Source organism: Flavobacterium hydrocarbonoxydans (assembly GCF_009789235.1).
In the GTDB taxonomy this organism is placed as follows: domain Bacteria; phylum Bacteroidota; class Bacteroidia; order Flavobacteriales; family Flavobacteriaceae; genus Flavobacterium; species Flavobacterium hydrocarbonoxydans.
The window spans coordinates 256895-282414 of record NZ_WSTB01000007.1 but is presented as its reverse complement, the minus strand read 5'-3'; the positions used below and the strand labels follow the sequence as shown (position 1 = coordinate 282414).

Below are 25520 nucleotides of genomic sequence, written 5' to 3'. Positions count from 1 at the left end.
GTAAAATTCAGCTCAAAGTATAATAACTATAAACTAAGAATGCCTTCCATTTCTTTCTGTACTAAAAGCGCTTCTTCTCTGGCTTTTTCAGCAAAATCAGTTCCTTTTGAAGCATAAATAATAGCTCTTGCGGAATTGACTAACAATCCCACTTGATCATTCATACCGTATTTGCACACTTCTGATAGACTTCCGCCCTGAGCGCCAATTCCGGGAACCAATAAGAAACTATCCGGTACAATTTTTCTGATTTCTGCAAAATATTCGGCTTTGGTAGCGCCCACAACATACATTAGGTTATGGCTGTTTTTCCAGGATTTAGAAGTTTCCAGAACTTGTTTGTATAATTCGGTTCCGTTTGTATTTAAGGTTTGAAAATCGAAAGCTCCTTCGTTTGAAGTTAGGGCTAACATTATAGTATGTTTGTTTTCGAAAGCCAAAAAAGGTTCCACCGAATCTTTACCCATATAAGGTGCAACAGTGACACTATCAAAATTTAAATCTTCAAAAAAAGCTTTTGCATACATGCTGGAAGTATTTCCGATATCACCTCGTTTTGCATCGGCAATGGTGAAAATGTCCGGAAATTTTTCGTTGATATAATTAATCGTTTTTTGTAGCGAAAGCCAGCCTTTTAAGCCATAAGCTTCATAAAAAGCAGTATTGGGTTTATAGGCAACCGTCAAATCATGCGTAGCATCAATAATGGCTTTATTAAATTCGAAAATAGGATCTTTGGTTGCTAATAAATGCTCCGGGATTTTAGTTAAATCGACGTCTAAGCCAACGCATAAAAATGATTTTTTTTGAAGAATTTGTTCGTGTAGTTGTTGTGTTGTCATTCTTGTTTTTTTAGTTCTTCTAATGGGTAAGAAATAATTCTTTTTAGAAAGTATGCAAAAATAAAAAAAGCCACTCAATTAAGAATGGCTTTTTGGGTATTATATTCGATTGTGCTTATAAATTACCTAAATACACAATTTCGGTTCTTCTGTTTTCAGCTCTTCCTTCGGCTGTTTTGTTTGATTTCACTGGTTTTGTAGCACCAAATCCCTGTGAAGTCAAATTTGCAGGATTAACTCCTTTTTCAACTAAAAGATCCATAACAACTTTGGCTCTTGCCTCAGATAATTTTTGATTTGCTTTTGCATTACCTACATTATCCGTATGTCCGTTGATTGCAAATTTTGCATTCGGATAATTTTTTAAAATTTCCTTAATAGCATCTAATCTTCCTGAAGTTTCGCCCATTTTAGCATTATCCAGGGTAGCTTTTCCTGAAGTAAAGAAAATAGATTTTGCTTCCACTCTTAAAGTTTCCAATGTTTGTTCGTTTACTACCGGACAACCGTTGTTTTCTACCGGTCCAGCTAATAAAGGACAACCGTCTTTATCATCTGGTAAGCCATCTTTATCGGCATCCAGAACCGGACAACCTTTATTTTCGACTAAACCAGCCACCTCTACACAGGCATCGTCTTTATCCAAAACAGTGTCTCCGTCTGTATCTTTCCAAGGACATCCATTATTTTCAACCGGACCAGCAATATCTGGACAATTATCTACATTATCTAATAAAGTATCACCATCAGTATCTTTCCAAGGGCATCCTTTGTTTTCAACAGGACCTGCAGTATCAGGACAAAGATCGTCTTTGTCAAAAACTTTATCTCCGTCTGCATCTGGCCATGGACAGCCATTATTTTCAGCTGGACCTGCTACTTTTTTACAGGCATCTTCTTTGTCGATTACACCATCTCCGTCAGTATCTTTGAATTTCTTTTCGTACACCGGAATTTTCATTCCAAGGTGAAAGTCAAATGCTTTTGATTCTTTCGATACTACATTGGATAGTATAGATCCAGAACCTACGAAAAATACACCTAAACGTAATCCTGAACCAACCTGCATTCCGCTATATTCCATCCAGGTCATTGGTACATAAAAACTAAACCATCTGCTTTCGTATCGAGGCGTAAGACTTACTCTGTCGCCAATGCTGTTTCCGTTTAGTTTGTCAGCCGAAACCATACTGATATCCCCGTTAAGATTCAGGTAAAATTTTCTGAACATATTCCAGTCAACATCGGCACGAATAGCGGTAGGAAGATTTGTTTTCATTCCTCTCTTGCTTGAAACCAGTGTGTAATTATCGTTTAAAAAATCGTATAAATTTTCGGCATCATCAATCATACCTTCTGTTACAATACCTGTAACATTATAGGTATCCTGTCTTGCATTTTTATAATTAATCGATCCGATATCTGTAACCGATAAACCAAAACGCAATTTGTATTTATTTAAATCTCTAAAATTATTATCGGCCGGAGCTGCATTACTCAAATCATAATCTGCATAATCAGGTCTCCATTCGTAAACAAGTCCAAAATCAAATCCGAAACCAGTTGCACTGCTATCAAATTCGTAATCTTCATTTTCTTCAAAATCCTGGCTTGCTCCTACAGTAATTTCGCCTTTCGACTCCAGAGTACTTAGTTCAGGAAATGCTGTATTTTCATTAAATATTACTTCGACATTTTTTCCCTGAAGATATCCATTAACACCTCCCTGAAGGTACTTAGCTGTCAAACCTCCCTTTAAAAAATGCTGGTTATTTTGATACAAAACAGCAGCGTAAGATAGGCCAACTTCTCCCCATGAATGCGAAACTCCATTTGGACTACCAGCATTCAGATTAAAATCGCTTGCTTCATCTAATCCTTCTTTTACTTCATCAACCAGATTTCCGTTTACGTTTCTAAAATTAGATACAGATCTTGCTCTGCTAAAAACCGCAAGAGTGTGTTTTGGGGCAATATTAAACATAAATGACGGCCCCATAATATCAAAATTGATCAGTGCATTATTCGCATTGGTTGGCGTCATTATTGCTTCAGAATCAAAATCATAACCATCTTTATACACATCAAAAAGTTTAACTCCGTACAAATCATTTTGCACAGAACCACTGATGGAGAATAAATTGATATCGGTTTTGAAACGGGAATCGGCGATAGAAGCCGGATTAAAAAGTACGCTTTGTACTCCTGCATAATTGTCATGAAAATACCCAATATAGGATTGGGCTGTTGCTGTAAAACATGAGGTTACAGCAAACAAAAGAACTAAGAGTTTTTTCATTTAGGTTTTGTTTTTGGATTTAAGACTTTTAAAATTTTAACTAATTAGTTTATTTTTTTAACATTTTTTTGGCACGACAAAACTACAAATAATATTATACAATTATGCAATTTCTATGAACATTGAATTTATATAACAACTTGCTTAAATTGTGTAAGAAAAAAAATGCAGTTGCCTTATAAATTTGTTTTTATATGCTAAACGACATTAATAAAAAAATATAATATGAGCCCTAACATTGGAATTACAGCAAAAAATTTAAAAAAGAGTACCGCTATATTAGCCACAATTTTATCAAATGAAATGACGCTTTATGTAAAAACCAGAAAATTTCACTGGAATATTTCAGGAAACAGTTTTATGGAATTGCATAAATTATTTGAAGATCAATACCGAATATTAGAAGCTAATATCGATGAGGTAGCAGAACGCATTAGTCAGTTAGGTGAAAAAACCATTGGCACAATGAAAGAGTTCATTGAAAATTCGACTTTAAAGGAATCTCCTAAAGAATATGCTTCTCAAAAAAATATGCTGGAAGAACTTTTGGAAAATCATGAACAACTGGTTACAGAGTTCAGAGATTATATTCCGGTTTTTGAAGAAGACAACCGCGATGTTGGCTCAGCCGATTTTATAACCGGTTTGTTGCAGCAACACGAAAAAATGGCATGGGTATTACGCCGCTATTCTGTTTAGAAAAGCACATCCTTATAATTATAGAACAATTACAAAAAAACATGTAATACGTTATTGCGCCTTATGTTGCAACTTTACATAACTATTAATTTTTAAAAACAATTATCATGAATACTACAGAAATAAAAGGAAACTGGAACGAGCTGAAAGGAAAACTTAAACAACAATATGCTGATCTTACAGATGATGATTTACTGTATGATGAGGGAAAAGAAGACGAGTTGTACGGAAGAATTCAGCAAAAGTTAGGAAAAACAAAAGAAGAAGTAAGTAAGCTTTTTTCTGACTTGTAAACCTTTTTTGTCTCAATAAAAATACCGTCTAAACTACAAATTAGACGGTATTTTTTTGAATTTGACATTTTACTCTATTTTGATTATTAAATTTAAACCTAAACCGAAATAAAAAAGTATCTTTAACCTTCATTATTATACCATGAAATTATTTATAAAGTTCGACATTAATACGATTTGTTCTCTTTATCTAAAACAAAAATTAGAGGAAGAAAAAATCAATTTTACCACTTTAGGTTTTGGGGAAATTGAACTTAATGAAAATCTTAGTACAGAAGCACTTGACAAATTAAAAAACAATTTAAGCCCTTATGGTTTTGAAGTTGTCGAAAATCAGAAAAGCGTTTTGGTACAAAAAATCAAAGATGCTATTATTGAGCTGGTGTACATGGAAGACAGTAATAATTATAAAAGTTCGGTGTTTTTAGCAGAAAAACTGAATCATAGTTACGGTTATTTATCAAATGTTTTTTCGGAAGTAACCTATTCTTCGATTGAGAATTTCATAATTTTGCAAAAAATAGAAAGAGCGAAACAATTGATGCTGGTTAATGAAATGAGTCTGACTGAAATTGCTTTTTTATTGAATTATTCGAGTGTTGCCCATTTGAGTACACAATTTAAAAACACGACAGGTATTACACCATCCGCCTTTCAGAGAATCATAAAGAAAAGAAGAGAATATTTAAAATAAAATCCAAATACCATTTTTACGATGCAGAAAAACGCATTATATATCTTACTCGCAGATGACGACGAAGACGATCGTCTTTTTTTTAAAGACGCTTTTGAAGAAGTCAGAGTACAAACACAAGTAGAATTTGCTTTTGATGGCATGCAGTTGATGGAACATTTGCAGCAGCCCGATGTTATATTACCAGATGTGCTTTTTCTGGATTTGAATATGCCAAAAAAATCAGGTAAAGAATGTTTGGCTGAAATAAAACAAGACCAACGTCTTAAAAACATTATAATTGCTATTTATTCTACTTCATCATCCGAAGAAGATATTGAAGATACCTTTGTACAAGGCGCTAATATCTACATCAAAAAACCGAGTGATTTTAATGATTTGAAAAAAATTATCAATGAAGTCCTAACGATAAACTGGCATTATCAAACATCTGGTTTGAATCGTGATAACTTTTTGTTACGACTATAAATAATGAATACAAATGAATTGGATACCCAAGTTTAATTCTTCAAACTCATTGAGAGTTATTTTTGTAATCGCAATTTTCATTTTATTGTTTCTTTCATCAGTAGCTTACAAACACAATCGTGATTTAAACGAAACGAGTAAGCTGGTGATGCATACTTATGAAATAAACATACAGCTGGAGCGCCTGATGTCGGCCATAAAAGATGCCGAAACAGGCCAACGCGGCTATATCATTACCCGTAATGAGCGTTTTTTAAGCCCTTATCTTTTTTCGAGAGATAAGGTAAATACTTCCTTTATAGCTTTAAAAAAACTGACTGCTGATAATCCGAAGCAGCAAAAAAATCTACAACGACTATATAAACTAATTATTCAGCGTTTTGTTTCTTTCGAAAATTGTTTAAAATATAGCGAACCTAAAAGCTACGACAAAAGAAGGTTAGACAATCACATGTTTGGCGGCAGAATCCTGATGGAAAACATTCGGTTTCAGGTTGATGAAATGAACGATATCGAGAAAAAATTCCTGCAGTCAAGACTCAAAAAATACGATCAGGAAATTTCATTAGGACCCGTATTTTCTATTTCGTTATTTCTGGCGGCTTTAAGTTTTATTTTATTAGCATACAGACAAATCAGCAAAGATATTGAACGCCTAAAAGTCTTTAACAGAAAACTTTTGATTTCCTCAGGTTTAATGGCCGAATCAGAAAAAATCGGAAAGTTCAGCACCTGGCAATGGGATTTGGAAACCAATAAAATTGATTATTCGGACAATCAGTTTCGTATGTTGGGTTGCGAGCCAGGAGATTTTGTTCCGGTTAAAGAAACTTTTTTAGAGTTTGTACATCCTGATGATAAAGAAATGATTGCAAAATCAATGGATGATATTATCGAGAATGAAACACTGCCTTTTGTGTATTACAAAATTATTCGTCCTGATCATAAAATCAGATATATAAAATCTACCGGAAAACTTTTAGTGGACAGAAACGGCAGCAAAGTTTTACTCGGAATCAATTTTGATATTACCGATGAGCATTTGCTTAATATCCAGCTTAAAGAGCGTAACAGCGAACTTGAAAAAAGCAACAAAGAACTGGCGTCTTTTAATCATGTTGCCAGCCACGATTTGCAGGAGCCTTTGCGTAAAATTCAGACTTTTATTTCGAGAGTTTCGGATGCTGATAAAGCCTTAATGTCTGATTCTGGAAAAGATTATGTTTCGAAAATTGAAGTTTCAGCCAAAAGAATGCGTGTTCTTATCGATGACTTATTAATGTTTTCGAGAACCAACACCACAAAAAAAGAATTTATAAAATCGGATTTGAATGAATTGTTCGAAAATGCCAAAGTTGAACTCACGGTAATCATCGACGAAAAAAAGGCAATTATTACCAATACTAAACTGCCTAAGCTACATGTTATTCCGTATCAGATTGAGCAGCTGTTTATTAATTTGATTGGTAATTCACTAAAATACAGCAAGCCCAATGTAACGCCTGAAATTGCAATTGAATGCAGCAAAATACATTCGGCTGAATATCCTGAATTATTAGATCAGGCCATAAAAAAATTCTATAAAATTACTTTTACGGATAACGGAATGGGTTTTGACCCACAGTTTAAAGAAACCATATTTGTGCTCTTCCAGCGCTTACATTCTAAAACAGATTATCCGGGAACCGGAATTGGACTGGCGATCTGCAAAAAAATTGTGGACAACCACAAAGGCTACATTATTGCTGATAGTACATTAGATCAAGGATCTGTTTTTACCTTATTTCTTCCCGAATAAATCCTTTTAAACCTTACAAAAAAAACGTTATATAAATCCATAATGGGAATTATATAACGTTTCTTTTTTATGCTGTAAAGCAAAACCTTCATTTCGTTAGCATCTTTGTAATGTAATCTTTGAGAAACAAAATATGAAAGTCAGATTGTTATCGGAAACATTTTTTTTCAGAATACTATGTTCCGTTTTGATTCTTGCATCAATTGAATCTTGTGAGAAAAATGAAAGAGCAAATAATTCTAAAAATGACATTTTTGAAAATAATGCAACTGAAGAAAAAGAAGCTTATTTTTTTATAACGACAGCAAACGTGAGTAAAAATATGATTTCGAAAAGTCAGATTGCACAACAAAAAAGCTCAAACATTAGAATAAAAGAATTAAGCAAAAAAATAGAGCATCAACAAAATAAAGTTTTTCAGAACATTACCATAATTGCAAGCAGGAAGCTCATTATAATTACTGAAATATATGCCGCAGGAAATGAGGATTTATATGAACTAATGGATACATCATCTGAAAGTTTCGATAAAAAATACCTGAATTCAATGGCAGATTCATTAGCCGAAGAGATTGTGTTATTTAAAGAGATTGCAAAAGAAACAGATGAGGTTGCAATATTAAAATTAACAAAAGAGTCACTATCAGAACAATACGAGTTGCTTAAGGAAACTGAAAAATTAAGAAAAGAAATTAATTAAACCCTAAATAAGAATTTTTTAACTATTAAATATTTACACTATGAAAATGCAATCAAAAATTTTATGCGCCGTTACTTTTTTTATGACCGCTTCTTTAAGCGTGCTACATGCTCAGAATGTAGAAACTGAATTTGGTATCAAAGGAGGTCTTAATATGTCAAACCTATACACAGATGATGCTGACGACGAAAATGTATTATTTGGTTTTAATGCCGGTGTTTACGCCACATTGCCCGTATCTGACTTTGTAGCGATACAACCGGAGTTATTGTTTACTACAAGAGGTTCTGAGTTAGAATACAACATTGGTGGTGCAAATCAAGTTAATAAATACAAATTCAATTACATCGAACTTCCTTTATTAGTAAGAGTAAATCTTACCAAAAATTTCAACATACATGCAGGTGGATATGCCTCTTATATGGTAAGTTCTAAAGTTACTGGCGAAGGTACTATTGATTTTGAAAATGAATTTGACACAGATGACTTTAACAAATTTGATGCTGGTTTAGCTGCTGGTGTAGGACTGGATTTTAACCCAATAAGTGTTGGAGTACGTTACAACTACGGATTGACCACTATTGTTAAAGACGGAGATGATTCATCAGATCTAAAAAACAGTAATTTGAGTTTATACCTTTCGTATAAATTAAATTAAGCATATAAAATTAATTATAAACCTTAATATATAAAAAACCATGTCAAATTTATTATACACAATCGCAGTCATTCTGGTTATTCTTTGGGCACTAGGATTCTTTGTTTACAGTGCAGGAAGCTTAATTCACCTTTTATTAGTAATTGCGGTTATCGCGATACTATTCAGACTGATCAAAGGAAGAGGAATTTAAAAACAAACATTTAACAAATTATATTAATCACTAAATCAAATATTATGAAAACGAGTAGCACAATTTTAGGAATCGTAGGAGCTGCAGCTGCAGGAGCATTATTAGGAGTATTATTTGCACCGGATAAAGGGTCTAATACCAGAAAAAAAATCAAAGACAAATCTAAAGATTACGGAGATAATCTAAAAGGAAAAGTTGATGGTGTTATGAGTAAACTTTCTGCAAGCGGACACGATATCATCGAAGAAGGTAAAGCAAAATTCAACCAGGTAAAAGAAGAATTTAATGCTGCCAAAGATGAGGCAAAAAACACGGTAAACACTGTAAAAACGAACTATTAAAAAGTGAAATTTTTAAACCATAAATACCCACATCATGGAAACAAATGCAACAACACCGGAAAACCTTAATATTTTTGAGAAAGCCGAAAATTATACCAAGACAAGTTTAGAATTAGTTAAACTTAAAACGGTCTCTGCTTCAGCAGATGTTTTATCAACATTAGTATCTAAAATAGCGGTTGGGGCAGTAGTTGCAATTTTTACAATGTTCCTTAATGTGGGTATCAGTTTATGGTTGGGCATGCTTTTAGGGGCTTATTATTACGGTTTTTTTGCTATGGCACTTTTCTATCTGCTCGTTGCACTGATTTTGCATAGAAATCAGCACCGATGGATTAAAACCCCAATAGGAAACCTGATCATATCCAGTATTCTTAGAGATAAAGATACCGACCTGAAATAAAAGCTAACCCTAAATAAAACCACTATGGAAACCGTTTACGATACTACTAAACTCAATCAGATGATTTTGCAGACAAAAGCACAGCAACGTGCTGACTGGAACTCTATTGTAGAAGAAATTGAAGAGATCAAGGACAACCTGAAACCTCTTAATCTAATCAAAAATACAGTCGAAGAAATCAATGAAGCGGTGGGTTTCAAAAGTAACCTGGCACAATCAGTCATTAGTATCGGTATTGGGTATCTGGCCAAAAGATTTGTAGTAGGAAAAAGCGATTCTACCTTAAAAAGTATTTTGGGATCATTATTACAACTGGTTGTTACCAATGTAGTTTCTAAAAAGCAAGAGTCCTCTCAACACGAATCACCAAAAGAGTAATTGTAGAACTTAATAATATGTATTATGGAAAAGCTAAACGAAATAGTATTGAAAAATAGTGTAAACATTTACTCTAATCTATATAAATATTTTGAATTTACAAGAGTATTTCTAGGTATCTAACTCGTTTATACGTTTTATAAACAAACGGTTAAGCAGTTAATATCCTTCAGTATATTTTAGGTGCTGAGATTTTGTTTTAGGTACAAAGGGGCAAAGGCTCAGAGGTACAGAGTAGAACTTCAGCAAAAAAAGAGGCTGTTTCACAATTGTGAAACAGCCTCTTTTCAATTATATAAAAATTCTTTGAACCTTTGAGCCTTTGAGCCTTTGGACCTTTTTAGAAAACCTCCGAAGCCTCCTTCAATTTCTCCATATTATTCACCAACTGAAGCTCGGCAACAATTTTCTGAATATCACCATTCATGATATTTCCTAAATCGTAAAGTGTCAATCCCACTCTGTGATCGGTTACACGACCTTGTGCGTAGTTATACGTACGAATCTTAGCCGAACGGTCACCAGAGCTTACCTGCGAAGTACGTTTTGTAGCATCCTCAGCCTCTTTTTTGGCCAATTCCTGCTCGTACAAACGAGAACGCAAAACGTTCAGTGCTTTATCTTTATTCTTATGCTGCGATTTCTGATCCTGACATTGCGCCACCAATCCAGTCGGAATGTGTGTTAAACGTACTGCGGATTTCGTCGTATTTACCGATTGTCCTCCAGGTCCTGACGAACAGAAGAAATCTACACGAACATCATTCATATCAATCTGAACATCAAACTCCTCCGCTTCTGGCAAAACCATTACCGTAGCTGCCGATGTATGCACACGACCCTGAGTTTCTGTCTGAGGAACACGCTGTACACGGTGAACACCCGCTTCAAACTTCAGGGTTCCGTAAACATCTTCTCCAGAAACCTCAAAAATAACCTCTTTGAAACCTCCTGAAGTTCCTTCGTTCATATCTACAACAGAGGTTCTCCAGCCCATGCTTTCGCAATATTTCGTGTACATTCTGAAAAGATCTCCGGCAAAAATACTCGCCTCGTCACCACCCGTACCTGCACGAATCTCCACCATCACGTTTTTAGCATCTTCAGGATCTTTCGGAATCAGCATAAACTTGATTTCCTCCTCCAGTTGTGGCAAACGTTCTTTTGCTTCGTCTAGCTGCATTTTGGCCATTTCAACCATATCAGCATCACTACCATCTGCAATAATTTCGTTTGCTTCGTCAATATTTGCTAAAACCAGAATGTATTCTTCTCTCTTTTCAACCAAAGCTTTAATGCTTTTATATTCCTGGTTGAGTTGCACATAACGCTTTTGATCAGCGATAACATCCGGTTGAATAATCAAATCCGAAATCTCATCAAAACGCTGCTTTACATATTGAAGTCTATCTAACATTTTCTAATTCCTTTTATTGGACTGCAAAATTACGAAATTTTTGTTGAAAATTCTATCATTAACTTTTTGAGTTTTTTAGAAGCAGTTTCTTAAGATTGTTTAGTGGAATTATGATGTTTTTTAGGAGCTGTTTCCTGCTATCCGTTACAAACGTAGTTCACTGAACTCTTATTAAAATAAATATATAGTGAAGTAATCTTTTGGGCCCAACCCCGGCACAAAAGGATTTTCACTTCTATCAGGGCTAGGACATTTGTATTTATAATTACGTTTATGGTTTTCCGTAAGGATATTTAACCAATGTGATTTATTTTTATCAAAATTAAAATCAGGTGTTTATACTTGGTGATTGATTTAAATTTAAGACGATGTTTGTTTTATGAAAAGTTAATTATTATATATGATTTATAAAGGAGTAAAATTAATGACCTAATAATCTACAGCAGATATTTAGTCTTAGACAATTCATGCTTTTTATAAAGTTTAATATTAAAAAAATATATGAGTACATTTAGAAAAATAACAAAAAACTCCGATGGAACTTTTGGGCCAACCAAAAGTAACAACTTTTATAAACCTGTTGCTTACCATAATAAATCATCAATAACGAAGAGACATAAAACCAAATGGATTATAAAACAAAATGAACAATATTGTACTTTTGAACTAAGCCATAACAATAAATGGAAATGTAGTATTCAACAAGGATATTTTTCAATTGTTGAAAATGGGAAATTTATCATGGGTTCTAATGAAGAAGTTTTAGGTTTTTTTCCTGAAATTGTAAATATGACAGACCCATATCATGGATATCCAGTTTCATCGGCCGAATATGAAATTTCAAATCCTCTTTTAGTAAAATGGCTCGCAGACAAAGTAATAGATAATAGAATTTATATTAAATTATTAAAGTGTCAACTATGAAGACAATTAAGTTTAATTTAAATATTGAAGCAGCAGATTGCTATCTATATAGTGGACATTTATTTTTGATTCTAAATGATGGAAGTATTGGGTGTTTAAATCTGAATAAAATTTATCATAATCTATATGTACAATATCCAGAATATGTCGATTTTTTTAGACTAATTTTTCAACGTAACGATTATTATAAAAACCAACAAGGTGATTATTTTTTTAAAATTCCTGAATTAAAGAGCTCATTTGATAAATTATGGCGAAAAGTTTCAAATACTTTAAATTTCGAATATTTCATAAATAATGAGTTAATTATTCTAGCAAAAATCCCAGAATCAGACTTACCTGTGCTAGATATTAAAATTTATGGAATGAAAATATTCATCGCAACTATAAAAGGCGTTTACTCGATGAAGTTGTCGTATAATTCTAAATATGAGTTTCAAAAAGACAAAAAAATTAAAAAATATTTTGATGCAAAATCTATTTCACTAAATGCAAAATGTGGAGCACTTGCTGTTTCAACCAATATGGATGGATTATTTTATGGTTCAATTAATGACGAAACAATACTGCAAATAAAAGAGAAAGAAGTTTCAACAAAATCAATTAGAACGTCCTGGGTTGGGTATGATATAATTAATTATGAAAGTAACAGTTCTTTCGAGTTTTTAGAAAATGAAATTGAAATAAGAAAACAGGAAAATGAGCATTCATTTTATGATGAAAAAAAGGAAAAAAATTTGATTAGTAATTTTGGCAAAAATAAGATCACTAATGAATTATTAATTAAAAATTTAGCATCAGAAGACAAAGAAATAAAATATGCTTTTAACAGCTCTAAAAAATCTTTTTTAATTACAGATAAAGGAAAGTTTTATACTTCAAATTTTATAGTTGAAAACGATTATGATTACTTTTTAGATTCACTTGGAATAAAATCGGAAGAAAAAGTTTTAGCAAAGGAAATTAGAATTTCGAGAACATCTTTTGAATTGCCTTTAGTAAAGAACAAAAAAATGCTAAAACCATTATCCTCACATATAATTGAAAATGGATGCGTATTAGAATTTATTGATAAAATTGTTTTGTTTAAAAATAATGAAGCAGAAATTATTGATACCGATCCAAGTATTATCCTAAGAACATATCCAGGTTCTTTGCGCTATAAAAATATTTTAAGCGTTAGTAAAGAAGATAAAATAACAATTCATGCAATTTACCCTTTTTAATAAAATAAATAATCTGTAATAAAATAAAGAGGGAATCTTAGTTAATAAATAATAGAAATATTTTTTTCATGGAAGATAATAATTTAGAAGAAACACTTGTAATCGCTTTTGCAGAATCGAAGTTTCGTTGGAGAACTGTTGAAGGAGTTTCTCGCCAACTTAATATTCCACGGGATAAAATTTATAAAAAATTAGAAAATTCAGAAGTATTTATTCGTGCAAAAAAATTAAATAATAAAGGACTACCTCTTTTTGCTTTAAGGCAAAAATATGAATCAGAAACACCTCTTGGTATCAAAATTTTAAATGCAATTACAAACAAAATTCACTGATGACTAGTAATATGATTGAACCAATTATTCAAGCTGCAATTGGAGGCTTCATGCTTAATATGATGAATCTATATCATGAGGTAAAAATACCACCTTCTGATAGAGTTCGTAAAGATTTATTATTCTGGATATTCTTTTTGTTTTGGCCAATAGCTGGTGCGCTACTTGCGTACATTTATATTTCATCGGGATATAATATTAAAGGTTGGCTCGCTTTTACCACAGGACTAACTGTTCCTACCACTATTCAATCGATAATAGACAAGGGCAGTAATTCAAAAGTGCCATTTGCTAAAAACGGAGAAATTGAGGAATGATCCCCCGCACCCCAAAGTGTTCCTTCCTAAGCGCTACGCAAATGTCTCTGACTTTGCGTAATTTTTATGTTCTTAAAAACCATAAACCTGATAAAAGTCTCTGACTTTTAACCAAGCATTCTAAAAAACTAATTTAAATTAAAACCATGATCAAAAAAATTACATTCCTGATTATCGGGAGCAATAGCATCTTCTAAACTAGAAAAACGCATTTGTTGGCGGGAAATACCTATGCTATATTGCATTCTTAAAAATGAGAAAATCCTGTTTTTAAAACAATACTTCCCTATACTTGTTTACAACAAAAGCGGAAGTTTTTTAACAGACTGACGTTGACAGAAAATTTAGAGAACCGACGAAAACACAAAAACTGATAAAAATGAGCATTTGAAGAAATTTAAATTGCAAAATCAGAAATGTTGTGATTTGTTCAAATTTAAAGGAATAAATATTTTTTTTTGACAACAAGACGGAACAATTCTAACCAAAAATAGTACCTAAAGTTTTCGTCTTAAATGGCATCATATTGTTGCAAAAGGGAAATAAATAAATTATGAGAAATTATTTTAAAATTTTAGTTTTTGTATTTTTTTCAAGCTTAATTTTTTTAGCTTGTTCTAAAAGTGAAGAATTGATAGTAAGTCCACAAAATATTGAAAACTCAATATTAAATAAAAATCTATCAAATAGGGAAGCACTTGGAACTTGTTGCTATATTAATGGTTCTACATTAACAAGTTCAACACAACTAAATCTTTGCGCTCCAAATGCAGAAGCTGTTGTAAATGCAGGGTCAACAGCAACTTATCAATATGTAAATGCAACTGGAACTTCAAGCAGTATTACTTGGAGTTACACTGCAAATCCAGTAAATAGTATGTCATTAACTGTAAATGGTAGTTCTGTAAGTGTAACTTTTTCATCAAGTTTCATTAATGGGACTTTATCCGCAGCTGGTTCAGGCGGAACTGCACAAACTTGTAATACAATTTTAAATATTACTAAATCTGGAGGAACTGTTTGTTGCAGTCCAACTTTTGATGCTTTTTATATTTGTGATGGTACTGTAAAAGGAAAAGGTGCAGTTGTCCCTTTTGTAAATGGATGTGATGTTAACACTATTTCAAGTATTGTATGGAATTTAGGAGGTGCAAAATGGGTTGCTGGTCCTTTAGCAGGACAAAGTGGCGGAACTATGTTACCACCTTTTAACCAATATTCAAAAAATATAGGATATTATCAATGTCAATATGGTATGTTTCAGATTTCTGCCACTTATAATTTTAACAATGGATGTCCTCCAAAAACCTATAATTTGAATGTTACACCATCAAATTAAATATAAAAACTCTCTTTCATTTGATGACAGAGAGTTTTTTTAGTTTAAATCTTCTGCCAACCGCAGTTTCTCGCAAGTGGGGTAAAATACTAATTTAAGGTTTGTTTTGTATTTGGAAATATCAGTCATAACCCGATGGCACGGATTTACAAACCAATAGTCAGGATTTGCAATCCGTGCCCGCAACGACAAGACACAAACAAAAGCTACAAGAAAACACTTCCTGTAGCTTTTTTTTTTATGAATAGCAACTAACAATGTTTGTGGTCAAGTATCACCCCGCTGGGGTTCTTGCCCAAATCCTTCTGCAATTTTCTATAAATATATCATCCCGCTGGGATTTTATTGGTTTGGGGCTATCGAATTTACAAATAAGGTTTATAAGTAGTAATTACCCCAAATTTGACATCGCGGACGTCAAATTTGACATCATAGACGTCAAATTTGACATCACGGACGCCAAGTTTGACATCACGGACGTCAAGTTTGACATCGTGGACGTCAAATTTGACATGGAGGACGCCAAGTTTGACATCACGGACGTCAAGTTTGACATCACGGACGTCAAATTTGACATCGTGGACGTCAAATTTGACATGGAGGACGCCAAATTTGACATCACGGACGTCAAATTTGACACGGCTGACGTCAAATTTGGGGTGATTCAAGAATATTGGAACGTGTAAAAAGTCATGAGGCTTCGCAAAACTGGAGTGAATTATGCCGAATTTCACGTCCAGGACGTGAACGTTTACGTTCTTGATGTGAAATTTCACATCACGGACGTGAAGTTTCACATCGCCGACGTGAAATTTCACGTTCCGGACGTAAACGTTTACGTTATTGATGTGAAATTTCACATCACGGACGTGAAGTTTCACATCGCTGACGTGAAATTTCACGTTCCAGACGTGAAACTTCACGTTTTTCTGAGATGGGACAAGATTTTGTGTAAACTCACAATGGATGTTAAGTTCTTAGCTGTAATCAAATACAAAAAGTCCCAGCGGGGAGGCATTTAGCATACGTTAAATCATGGATAGAGAGATTTACTTCGTAGAACCACTTCGTTAGGTTTTCTACGGAATGACAAACTGTGTGTTTAAGCTACGTAAAGTCTGCGCAATCTTGTCATTCCGTAGGAATCCCAGTAAAGTTATGCTGCAAAGAAAATTTCAGTCAATGTTTTAGATTCACTTCGTAGAGCCCATTCTTTAGGTTTTCTGCGGAATGACAAGGTTGTGCTTACTTTGTGTTTTTGCTTTCCATATTGATAAAACATAATAATAGTCTTATTTTTGTGTAAGAAGGTTTAATTAACAATTTGAATTATGAAAAATAAATTTGCTTTATTATTGGTTATATGTTCTTTATTATTCGTTTTTTCTTGTGGAAAAGATGATTTAGAAAATGCTTTTGATTGTACAGAACAAGCATTGTTTATAAAATTAACACATACTACAGATGCGGCAAATCCTAAGAAAATTGATTATGTAATTGATTATTCCGGAACCTATTCGGTAAAATCTGTTAAATGGACTTTTGGAGATGGTAAAACGGAAACCGTAAACGGGGCAACAACATCTCATATTTATGATGCTGCAGGAACTTATAGCGTAAAAGCCGAAGTTACTATTCATAACGGAAGTTCTTCTTGTAACTCTTCACGAGAAAAAAGTATTACTGTCGATTAATCTGTATAATTTTAAAAAAAGATAAAGGAATCTCAGCGGTTGATATTCAGCATTACGTTAAATCATCGATAGAGATTTACTTCGTAGAACCACTTCGTTAGGTTTCCTACGGAATGACAAGATTGTGGTGACTTTGCGTTGATTTTTTGTTTTTTTTGCCTTTCGTTAGGTTTTCTACGGAATGACAAACTGTGTTTTTAAAAAATCACAGAAGCTGCGCAATCTTGTCATTCCGTAGGAATCCCAGTAAAGTTATGCTGCAAAGAAAATTTCAGTCAATGACTTGAGATTTGCTTCGTAGAACCGTTTCGTTAGGTTTTCTGCGGAATGATAAGGTTGCGGTGACTTTTTAGGTTCGAAAAAGAACCCCAACAAGGTGACATTCAGCATGCGTTAAATCATCGATAGAGAGATTCCTACGGAATGACAAACTGTGTGTTTAAAAAATCACAGAAGCTGCGCAATCTTGTCATTCCGTAGGAATCCCAGCGGGGTGATATTCAGCATTATGTTAAATCATCGATAGAGATTCCTCCGGAATGACAAGATTGAGGACCTCCGTAACCACCAAGTGTAGCTCGGGTGAGGGATAGAGCTAAGCTACCGAAGTAGCAGCGAAAGCCCGACAGCATCCCGATAAGAGGGCGTATAAGCGCATGCTGGATTTGCCCTCTTATCGGGATGGTGGCACCCCCTGATGAATGATAAAAGCGATATTTTCAGGAAGGGCTTGTGAAGTTGTACAAAAAAAAAGGCCTTTTCGAGAAAAATCATTAAATCATAATTTTTCTCGAAAAGGCCTTTATGTATATTATAACCAAGGGGTTGGCTTTTTAGAATGTGTTAATTTAGAGCCACAATATCCTGAGGGAAAAGTGCACTGCTTAACTCATTATCATGCTCATAAACATCCTGATAGAAACCTACTTCGCCATTTTCGTTTACCCAAGCCGTAAAATAACTTATGTAAATAGGGATTGGCGTTGCTAGTTTAAAAGGTTTTTCGGTTACACCTGCCATGGCAGTATCTACTTTTTCAGGTGACCATTCTGGATAATCTTGTAGCATAGCGATGGCTAATTCTTTGGCTTTTTTTACATTGATACAACCGTGGCTAAAAGTACGTCTTTCGAATTCGAATAACGTTTTGGCCGGGGTATCGTGCATGTAAATATCGTCTCCGTTAGGGAAAATGAATTTTACCAGTCCTAATGAATTGTCCGGACCTGGATTTTGACGCATTTGACCGTTTACGATTTCCATATTATGGTCGGTTAAGTAATTAGGATCGGCTGCGATTTTCATTTTCAATTCGTTTTCTACAATGCTTTGCGGAATGTACCAGTATGGGCTGAAAACAATTTTGTCTATTTTTCCGCTAAAAATGGTTGTTTTCGTATAAGATGCACCTACAAACACATTTGATTCTAATTCGGTTTTCCCGTTTTTTACATATTTCAGCATAAACGAAGGAACATTGACCATTACAAATTCGTTTTCCTGAATCATTTTTGGCGAAATCCAACGGGAACGTTCCATGTTGATCATTAGGGTTTTTATTCTTTCGGCAATAGGAACATTCAATTGCTGAATGTGCTCTTCTTTTATAATGTAATTAGGTGTTAATCCGTTTCTAAGTTTGTATTTCATGACACCATCCATTAATTCTCTGTCGTAAAAATCGCTTCCGGAATCGGTGGCTAAATCGCCCAATAGAAACAAGCGGTTTCTTACCTGACGTATAATCTCTGATGTTGCATCTGGTCTTAAATCTTTGTAAGGAGCCGTAAATGCAATAGGTGTCCAGGTTTTATCCTGTTCTATTTTTTGGTATTTTTTAAGTACTTCCTGTAGTTTGTAATACTGAGGAATAAGAAGATCGTTGTTTTTTTCTAATAGAGCAGGGTTAGTCATTAAAGAATCTAAAAGGGCTACATAAGAGATTTTTTTCTTAGGCAGTAACCATCCGGATTTTTTTACCGTTTCGGCATCGATTCCTTCATATACATTACTCATATAAATAACGTACATAGTACTCAATAACATATCGGTATCTGATTCTGAAAGTTTGTCTGCGTTATCGCTGCCAAAAGCCAGATCTAGGTCTTTTTTATAAGGCAGTTTTATGGCTAAACCTTCCTGATCTAAATTTTTTAGTTTTTGATACAAAGTTTGCCCTAATGCATTGATACTGTTATCCTGAAACCAGATAGGCTCGTAGGATCTGTTTTTGTATAATGAGGCAACCTCGTTTTGGTATTGTTTCAGGTTAGGATATCTTTTAAAAAAATCATTTAATAGTTCAACATTTACAGTCTGGAAATCATAAACATCAAAAGAATTGATATGGTTCGTAACTGTATTGTTTTTAGCAATCATTAAATCATTCTTTTCAAGATGATTAAACGAAGACACAGTCAGACTTGCTCCTAGAAATACGATGAGAAGAATAAATTTTTTCATTTTAATTAATTTTTACGTTAATACTTTTAAGGTGTAATAGGTAAAGTTTGGTGTAAAAATTTTGGGGACTTTTAACATTGCTAAATTACAGTAGAGGACTGATTAATAGGTTCTTGTATTTTGTTTAAATGTTTCAAGATTACCATGTTGTCGAGAAGTCATTGTAAACAATGGAATAGCGGGTAAATCGTAGAAGTTGTGTACGATTCTAAAATGTACTATAAAGATAGTTCTTTTTTTGTTAACATAAACCTATTATGGTGATGGATTTTTAAAATATTTTGTAAATTGCTCCCTTAAAATTATCATATTCTCAAAATGGAACTACAAACACCCTATATTCCTAAAAATAAAGTAAGAATAGTAACCGCGGCTTCGCTTTTTGACGGACACGATGCAGCAATCAATATTATGCGTCGAATTATTCAGTCAACAGGTGTTGAGGTAATCCATTTAGGTCACGACCGAAGTGTAGAAGAAGTGGTGAATACCGCTATTCAGGAAGATGCCAATGCGATTGCTATGACATCGTATCAGGGAGGGCACAATGAGTACTTTAAATATATGTATGATTTGCTTCAGGAAAAAGGAGCAGGGCATATCAAAATCTTTGGCGGGGGCGGAGGTGTAATTCTGCCAAGTGAAATTTCGGAACTGCACGAATATGGTATTACCAGAATTTATTCGCCAGATGACGGGCGTTCTTTGGGATTGCAAGGAATGATTAACGATTTGGTAGAGCGTTCGGATTACCCTATTGGAGATCAACTAAACGGTGAAATCGATCATATCGAAAATAAAATTCCAACCGCAATTGCGCGTTTGATTTCGGCAGCGGAAAATTTCCCTGAAATTGCAAAACCTGTTTTTGATAAAATTCATACTCATAATATAGATTCTAAAATCCCGGTTTTGGGAATTACCGGAACGGGTGGAGCCGGAAAATCGTCTTTGGTTGACGAATTGGTTCGTCGTTTCCTGATTGATTTTCCTGAAAAAACAATCGGATTAATTTCTGTGGATCCTTCCAAAAGAAAAACCGGAGGCGCATTATTAGGAGACAGAATCCGAATGAATGCGATTAACAATCCACGTGTTTATATGCGTTCGCTGGCAACACGTCAGTCGAATTTGGCTTTATCAAAATATGTAGCCGAAGCGATTCAGGTTCTAAAAGCGGCAAAATACGATTTGATTATCCTGGAAACGTCTGGAATCGGACAATCGGATACTGAAATTATGGATCATTCGGATGTATCCTTATATGTAATGACACCGGAATTTGGTGCTGCAACACAATTAGAAAAAATCGATATGCTTGATTTTGCTGATTTAGTAGCACTGAATAAATTTGATAAAAGAGGTGCACTTGATGCCATTCGTGACGTTAAGAAACAATACCAAAGAAACCATAATCTTTGGGATAAAAATCCGGATGATATGCCTGTTTTCGGAACCATTGCCTCGCAGTTTAACGATCCGGGAATGAACACGCTTTACAAAGCGATTATGGATAAAATTGTCGAAAAAACAAGTTCCGACTTAAATTCGACTTTCCAGATTACACGTGAAATGAGCGAGAAAATCTTCGTGATTCCGCCGCACAGAACCCGTTATTTGTCTGAAATTGCGGAGAACAACAGAAGCTATGATGAAAGCGCGCTTTCGCAGCAAAAAGTAGCACAGAAATTATACGGAATCTTCAAAACTATTGAATCGGTTTCAGGAAAACTTCCGCAAATAAATAAAGCCGGAATCGATGATGCTACTGTTTTACCAAGCGCAACCGAAGTACACGACGAAAACAGAATCTTTTTGAATCTTTTACTGAATCAGTTTGACAAAGTAAAAATGGATCTTGATCCGTACAACTGGGAAATTATCCTGAATTGGGACGAGAAAGTAAACAAATATAAAAATCCGGTTTACACGTTTAAAGTTCGTGATAAAGAAATCAAAATTGCGACGCATACCGAGAGTTTGTCACATATTCAGATTCCGAAAATTGCTTTGCCTAAATACGAAGCCTGGGGCGATATTCTGCGTTGGAATTTACAGGAAAATGTACCCGGAGAATTTCCGTTTGCATCAGGATTGTATCCTTTTAAACGTGAAGGCGAAGATCCATCCAGAATGTTTGCGGGTGAAGGCGGACCGGAAAGAACCAACAAACGTTTTCATTATGTGAGCGCAGGATTGCCTGCAAAACGACTTTCTACGGCTTTTGATAGTGTAACTTTATACGGAAATGATCCAGATTTGCGTCCGGATATTTACGGGAAAATCGGGAATGCGGGAGTTTCAATCTGTTGTTTGGATGATGCCAAAAAACTGTATTCAGGTTTTGATTTGGTTCATGCGTTGACATCTGTAAGTATGACCATCAACGGACCAGCGCCAATGTTGTTGGGTTTCTTTATGAATGCGGCCATTGACCAACAATGTGAGTACTATATTAAGGAGAACGATTTAGAAAAAGAAGTTGAGGCTAAAATCAACAAAATATATAAAGAAAGCGGATTAGAACGTCCTAAATACCAAGGCGATTTGCCAGAAGGAAACAACGGTTTAGGTTTAATGCTTTTGGGTGTTACGGGAGATCAGGTTTTACCTTTGGAAGTGTATAACGAAATAAAAGCCAAAACCTTATCGCAAGTACGTGGTACAGTTCAGGCGGATATTCTAAAAGAAGATCAGGCACAAAATACCTGTATTTTCTCAACCGAATTTGCTTTGCGATTAATGGGCGACGTTCAGGAATATTTTATTACTAAAAACGTTCGTAATTTCTATTCGGTTTCGATTTCAGGCTATCATATTGCTGAGGCAGGAGCGAATCCAATTACGCAGTTGGCATTCACGCTTTCTAATGGTTTCACTTACGTGGAATATTATTTGAGCCGCGGTATGAGCATCAACGATTTTGGACCTAATTTATCGTTCTTTTTCTCGAATGGAGTAGATCCTGAATATTCGGTTATTGGTCGTGTGGCACGTAAAATTTGGGCGAAAGCCATGAAAAACAAATACGGAGCCAACGAAAGAGCACAAATGCTGAAATACCATATTCAGACTTCAGGCCGTTCCTTACACGCACAGGAAATTGATTTTAACGATATCAGAACGACGTTGCAGGCTTTGTATGCGATTTATGATAATTGTAATTCATTGCATACGAATGCGTATGACGAAGCGATTACAACTCCAACAGAAGAATCCGTACGTCGCGCGATGGCGATTCAGCTGATTATCAATAAAGAATTAGGTTTGGCGAAAAACGAAAACCCAATTCAGGGTTCATTCATTATTGAAGAATTGACAGATTTAGTTGAAGCTGCTGTTTTACAGGAGTTTGACAGAATCACAGAACGTGGCGGTGTTTTGGGTGCGATGGAAACCATGTACCAGCGTTCTAAAATTCAGGAAGAAAGTTTGTATTACGAAACCTTGAAACACAACGGAGATTTCCCGATTGTAGGTGTCAATACGTTTTTGAGTTCAAAAGGTTCACCAACAGTTATTCCTGCTGAGGTTATTCGTGCTACCGAAGAAGAGAAGCAATATCAGATTACGATGTTGGATAACCTGCATCAGTTTCATGAAGAGAAAGTAAATGAACATTTGAATACATTACAGGAAGCCGCTATTAAAAACGAAAACTTATTCGATCATTTAATGGAAGCTACAAAAGTATGTTCATTAGGTCAGATTACTTCGGCATTGTTTGAAGTAGGAGGGCAGTATAGAAGGAATATGTAATAATAAGAAAAGTAAATTTTTCTCCATAAAAAAAGGCAGCTCTAATAAAGCTGCCTTTTTAATCTCTGAAAACCATCAAAATTAATTAACGACGGAATGCTGGACTTTCGTTCGCAGACTGGTCAAGTTTAACTGTTTTTGACTTTTTGTTTGAAACAATAATTTCGTGTTTTACGACTTTACTATTTTCTTTTACTTCTAAGTAATAAGTTCCAGCCGGGAAAGCTTCTAAACTTAATGTTTTCGAAATTTCTAATTCGTCTGTAGCAGAAGTTCCTGCGTACACTAAATTATGATTTCCGTCGAAGATTGAAAAATTTGATTTCTCAACGGTGTTTAAAGTAAAACTAACTACTTTTCCGTTACCGGTTTTTATATACAAGATATAATCCCCTTTTCCATCAATTGCATAAGTAAACATTGTTGTGAAAAAAATGGCCACAACGAAGCCGAATTTGAAAATTTGTTTCATGTTTCTTTGAATTTTAACTATTAGTGGTAGCGCAAAACTACAAATACATATTTAATTTTTGACAACCTTTTTGCCTTTTTTTAGGTCTTAAGTTGCTGAATTAAAACTATTTCTGTGCTTTGCTTAAATTATATACGTATTTATTGGCTTTCTGGATGTTTTTATTATTTTTTATTTAATAAATTTAAAATCAGTTGATTGTGATTTATTAAGAATTGTTTTGTGAAATAAAAAATTTTATGTTTTTCAGCGTCATTTATTGCAAAATTTTGAACAAAAAAAATAACCACAAAAGAGGGTTGTGGTCCTACAGGAGTGTTTTAAAAAGAAAGTTTTGGAATGGAGATTTAATGGATCAATATAAAGCTTTGCGAACTTTACCTTTTTAAAACTTAGAGTAAAAAATTTTGCGTTTTTTGTGTCTCTTTGTGCGATTCATTCTTTTCCTTCAATATTCCATCCCAGTTTTCCGTAGAGGCGCACAGCAGTGCGTCTTTTAGGAGTGATGGTTTCATGTAAAGTCGTGAAGTTTTGTCACCCGCAGATTTTGCAGATTTTGCAGATTTTTTTAAATCCTTTTAATCTTTTAATCTGTGGCTTAAAAAAAAACTTTGCGCCTCTGCGTCTTTGCGAGATTCATTTTTTCTACTAACATTCCATCCCAATTTTCCGTAGAGGCGCACAGCAGTGCGTCTTTTAGGAGTGATGGTTTCATGTAAAGTCGTGAAGTTTTGTCACCCGCAGATTTTGCAGATTTTGAAGTTTTTTTTAAATCCTTTTAATCTTTTAATTTGTGGCTTAAAAAAAAACTTTGCGCCTCTGCGTCTTTGCGAGATTCATTTTTTCTACTAACATTCCATCCCAGTTTTCCGTAGAGGCGCACAGCAGTGCGTCTTTTAGGAGTGATGGTTTCACGCAAAGTCACGAAGACACAAAGTTTAGTTTTCCGCAGATTTTTTTAAATCCTTTTAATCTTTTAATCTGTGGCTTAAAAAAAACTTTGCGCCTCTGCGTCTTTGCGAGATTCATTTTTTCTACTAACATTTCATCCCAGTTTTCCGTAGAGGCGCACAGCAGTGCGTCTTTTAGGAGTGATGGTTTCATGTAAAGTCGTGAAGTTTTGTCACCCGCAGATTTTGCAGATTTTTTTAAATCCTTTTAATCTTTTAATCTGTGGCTTAAAAAAAAGCTTAGCCAAATTGGAATTTTAATTTCCGTTAAGTTATAAGCAAAAAAAAACAGCTCAATAACCACAAAGAGCTGTTTTTAAAACAATCACGTTTTAAACTTTACTAACTATCTAACCTCATTTTTATACTTTATGAGAAGTATAAACTTTTTTAGCGTACTGCTACGCTTGTATTTTTTGCAGTGTAACCTGCTTTATAAACAGATGAAACTGCTTTTGAAGACAAGATTGAAGCCTCGTCTGTTATTGTAATTTCATGTTTTACTTTTTTTGCATTGTCTTCAACTTCTAAGAAATAAGTTCCTTCTGGGAATTCTTGTAAGTTAAATGTTCTTAGGATTCCATCTTTACCTGAAGCGTATTCAGAGTAGATTAAAGTACCATCTTTGTCATAAATAGCAAGGTTTGCTTTTTTTACATTGTTAAGAGCAAAAGTAATTAGCTTACCATTTTCATTTCCTTTTAATACATGAAGAGCAAAATCTCCATTTCCGTCAATTGCATAAGTACTCATTCCTGAAAAAAGTACTGCACATACTAAACTTAATTTTAACATCTTTTTCATGGTCTTAATTTTTAAATTATTAGTTCTAATTCTCTGATGTAAAATTACTTCAGACAT

The 25520-nt window shown here is 34.2% G+C and carries 25 protein-coding genes; 19 read left to right on the top strand and 6 right to left on the bottom strand.

Annotated features, from left to right (window positions below):
• Nucleotides 1-26 precede the first annotated feature (26 nt).
• Both pyrF and GON26_RS14310 read right to left on the bottom strand, forming a co-directional pair.
• Nucleotides 27-842: an orotidine-5'-phosphate decarboxylase gene (gene pyrF, locus GON26_RS14315; RefSeq protein ID WP_160375465.1), complete on the bottom strand. Its 816-nt coding sequence runs from the start codon at nucleotides 840-842 to the stop codon at nucleotides 27-29.
• Between the two features lie 115 nt (nucleotides 843-957).
• Nucleotides 958-3141, bottom strand: a complete 2184-nt coding sequence (locus tag GON26_RS14310; RefSeq protein WP_160375464.1) for a DUF5723 family protein — start codon at nucleotides 3139-3141, stop codon at nucleotides 958-960.
• A gap of 225 nt (nucleotides 3142-3366) precedes the next feature.
• Between GON26_RS14310 and GON26_RS14305 the strand changes: the two genes are divergently transcribed.
• The 11 genes from GON26_RS14305 (at nucleotide 3367) to GON26_RS14255 (ending at nucleotide 9766) form a co-directional block, all read left to right on the top strand.
• Nucleotides 3367-3840 (top strand): Dps family protein, encoded by a 474-nt coding sequence (locus tag GON26_RS14305; RefSeq protein ID WP_160375463.1) that lies wholly within the window; start codon nucleotides 3367-3369, stop codon nucleotides 3838-3840.
• A gap of 107 nt (nucleotides 3841-3947) precedes the next feature.
• A complete protein-coding gene (locus tag GON26_RS14300; RefSeq protein ID WP_160375462.1) occupies nucleotides 3948-4133 on the top strand; it encodes a CsbD family protein in 186 nt (61 codons plus the stop codon).
• A gap of 142 nt (nucleotides 4134-4275) precedes the next feature.
• On the top strand, nucleotides 4276-4827 hold the full coding sequence (locus tag GON26_RS14295) for a helix-turn-helix domain-containing protein (RefSeq protein WP_160375461.1): 552 nt from the start codon (nucleotides 4276-4278) through the stop codon (nucleotides 4825-4827).
• A gap of 21 nt (nucleotides 4828-4848) precedes the next feature.
• Nucleotides 4849-5295, top strand: coding sequence for a response regulator (locus tag GON26_RS14290; RefSeq protein ID WP_160375460.1), 447 nt, complete (start codon nucleotides 4849-4851; stop codon nucleotides 5293-5295).
• A 13-nt stretch (nucleotides 5296-5308) separates the two neighbouring features.
• Complete coding sequence (locus tag GON26_RS14285; protein ID WP_160375459.1) at nucleotides 5309-7093, top strand: CHASE3 domain-containing protein; 1785 nt, start codon at nucleotides 5309-5311, stop codon at nucleotides 7091-7093.
• A gap of 133 nt (nucleotides 7094-7226) precedes the next feature.
• Nucleotides 7227-7793: a DUF4142 domain-containing protein gene (locus GON26_RS14280; protein ID WP_160375458.1), complete on the top strand. Its 567-nt coding sequence runs from the start codon at nucleotides 7227-7229 to the stop codon at nucleotides 7791-7793.
• Between the two features lie 40 nt (nucleotides 7794-7833).
• Nucleotides 7834-8451 carry a porin family protein gene (locus GON26_RS14275; RefSeq protein WP_202110877.1) on the top strand — a complete coding sequence of 206 codons (618 nt, stop codon included), beginning with the start codon at nucleotides 7834-7836 and terminating at the stop codon, nucleotides 8449-8451.
• Nucleotides 8452-8491: 40 nt separating this feature from the next.
• On the top strand, nucleotides 8492-8644 hold the full coding sequence (locus GON26_RS14270) for a lmo0937 family membrane protein (protein ID WP_160375457.1): 153 nt from the start codon (nucleotides 8492-8494) through the stop codon (nucleotides 8642-8644).
• Between the two features lie 44 nt (nucleotides 8645-8688).
• Nucleotides 8689-8985, top strand: a complete 297-nt coding sequence (locus GON26_RS14265) for a YtxH domain-containing protein (RefSeq protein ID WP_160375456.1) — start codon at nucleotides 8689-8691, stop codon at nucleotides 8983-8985.
• Nucleotides 8986-9019: 34 nt separating this feature from the next.
• A complete protein-coding gene (locus GON26_RS14260) occupies nucleotides 9020-9388 on the top strand; it encodes a hypothetical protein (RefSeq protein WP_160375455.1) in 369 nt (122 codons plus the stop codon).
• Between the two features lie 24 nt (nucleotides 9389-9412).
• Complete coding sequence (locus tag GON26_RS14255) at nucleotides 9413-9766, top strand: hypothetical protein (protein WP_160375454.1); 354 nt, start codon at nucleotides 9413-9415, stop codon at nucleotides 9764-9766.
• A gap of 340 nt (nucleotides 9767-10106) precedes the next feature.
• Here GON26_RS14255 and prfA read toward each other — a convergent pair whose 3' ends face one another.
• A complete protein-coding gene (gene prfA, locus GON26_RS14250; protein ID WP_160375453.1) occupies nucleotides 10107-11183 on the bottom strand; it encodes a peptide chain release factor 1 in 1077 nt (358 codons plus the stop codon).
• 501 nt (nucleotides 11184-11684) lie between these two features.
• Between prfA and GON26_RS14245 the strand changes: the two genes are divergently transcribed.
• The 7 genes from GON26_RS14245 to GON26_RS14215 all read left to right on the top strand — a co-directional run bounded on the left by GON26_RS14245 (nucleotide 11685) and on the right by GON26_RS14215 (nucleotide 17015).
• Entirely contained in the window at nucleotides 11685-12107 is a 423-nt protein-coding gene (locus GON26_RS14245) for a hypothetical protein (RefSeq protein ID WP_160375452.1), read from the top strand.
• Nucleotides 12104-13333 carry a hypothetical protein gene (locus GON26_RS14240; protein WP_160375451.1) on the top strand — a complete coding sequence of 410 codons (1230 nt, stop codon included), beginning with the start codon at nucleotides 12104-12106 and terminating at the stop codon, nucleotides 13331-13333. The genes GON26_RS14245 and GON26_RS14240 overlap by 4 nt, the downstream gene beginning before the upstream one ends.
• 68 nt (nucleotides 13334-13401) lie before the next feature.
• Nucleotides 13402-13665 carry a hypothetical protein gene (locus tag GON26_RS14235; protein ID WP_160375450.1) on the top strand — a complete coding sequence of 88 codons (264 nt, stop codon included), beginning with the start codon at nucleotides 13402-13404 and terminating at the stop codon, nucleotides 13663-13665.
• Nucleotides 13665-13982, top strand: coding sequence for a hypothetical protein (locus GON26_RS14230; RefSeq protein ID WP_160375449.1), 318 nt, complete (start codon nucleotides 13665-13667; stop codon nucleotides 13980-13982). The genes GON26_RS14235 and GON26_RS14230 overlap by 1 nt, the downstream gene beginning before the upstream one ends.
• A 631-nt stretch (nucleotides 13983-14613) precedes the next feature.
• Nucleotides 14614-15321 (top strand): hypothetical protein, encoded by a 708-nt coding sequence (locus GON26_RS14225; RefSeq protein ID WP_160375448.1) that lies wholly within the window; start codon nucleotides 14614-14616, stop codon nucleotides 15319-15321.
• A 444-nt stretch (nucleotides 15322-15765) separates the two neighbouring features.
• A complete protein-coding gene (locus tag GON26_RS21885; protein WP_394350403.1) occupies nucleotides 15766-15984 on the top strand; it encodes a hypothetical protein in 219 nt (72 codons plus the stop codon).
• Between the two features lie 668 nt (nucleotides 15985-16652).
• On the top strand, nucleotides 16653-17015 hold the full coding sequence (locus GON26_RS14215) for a PKD domain-containing protein (RefSeq protein ID WP_160375446.1): 363 nt from the start codon (nucleotides 16653-16655) through the stop codon (nucleotides 17013-17015).
• An 843-nt stretch (nucleotides 17016-17858) separates the two neighbouring features.
• Here GON26_RS14215 and GON26_RS14210 read toward each other — a convergent pair.
• Nucleotides 17859-19478 carry a L,D-transpeptidase family protein gene (locus GON26_RS14210; protein ID WP_160375445.1) on the bottom strand — a complete coding sequence of 540 codons (1620 nt, stop codon included), beginning with the start codon at nucleotides 19476-19478 and terminating at the stop codon, nucleotides 17859-17861.
• Nucleotides 19479-19796: 318 nt separating this feature from the next.
• Here GON26_RS14210 and GON26_RS14205 point away from each other — a divergent pair, with 318 nt between their 5' ends.
• Nucleotides 19797-23237 (top strand): methylmalonyl-CoA mutase family protein, encoded by a 3441-nt coding sequence (locus tag GON26_RS14205; RefSeq protein ID WP_160375444.1) that lies wholly within the window; start codon nucleotides 19797-19799, stop codon nucleotides 23235-23237.
• An 85-nt stretch (nucleotides 23238-23322) separates the two neighbouring features.
• Here the strand turns inward: GON26_RS14205 and GON26_RS14200 are convergent, their stop codons facing one another.
• Together GON26_RS14200 and GON26_RS14195 are read right to left on the bottom strand one after the other, a co-directional pair.
• On the bottom strand, nucleotides 23323-23709 hold the full coding sequence (locus GON26_RS14200; RefSeq protein ID WP_160375443.1) for a secretion protein: 387 nt from the start codon (nucleotides 23707-23709) through the stop codon (nucleotides 23323-23325).
• 1340 nt (nucleotides 23710-25049) lie between these two features.
• Complete coding sequence (locus GON26_RS14195) at nucleotides 25050-25463, bottom strand: T9SS type A sorting domain-containing protein (protein WP_160375442.1); 414 nt, start codon at nucleotides 25461-25463, stop codon at nucleotides 25050-25052.
• Between the last annotated feature and the right edge of the window lie 57 nt (nucleotides 25464-25520).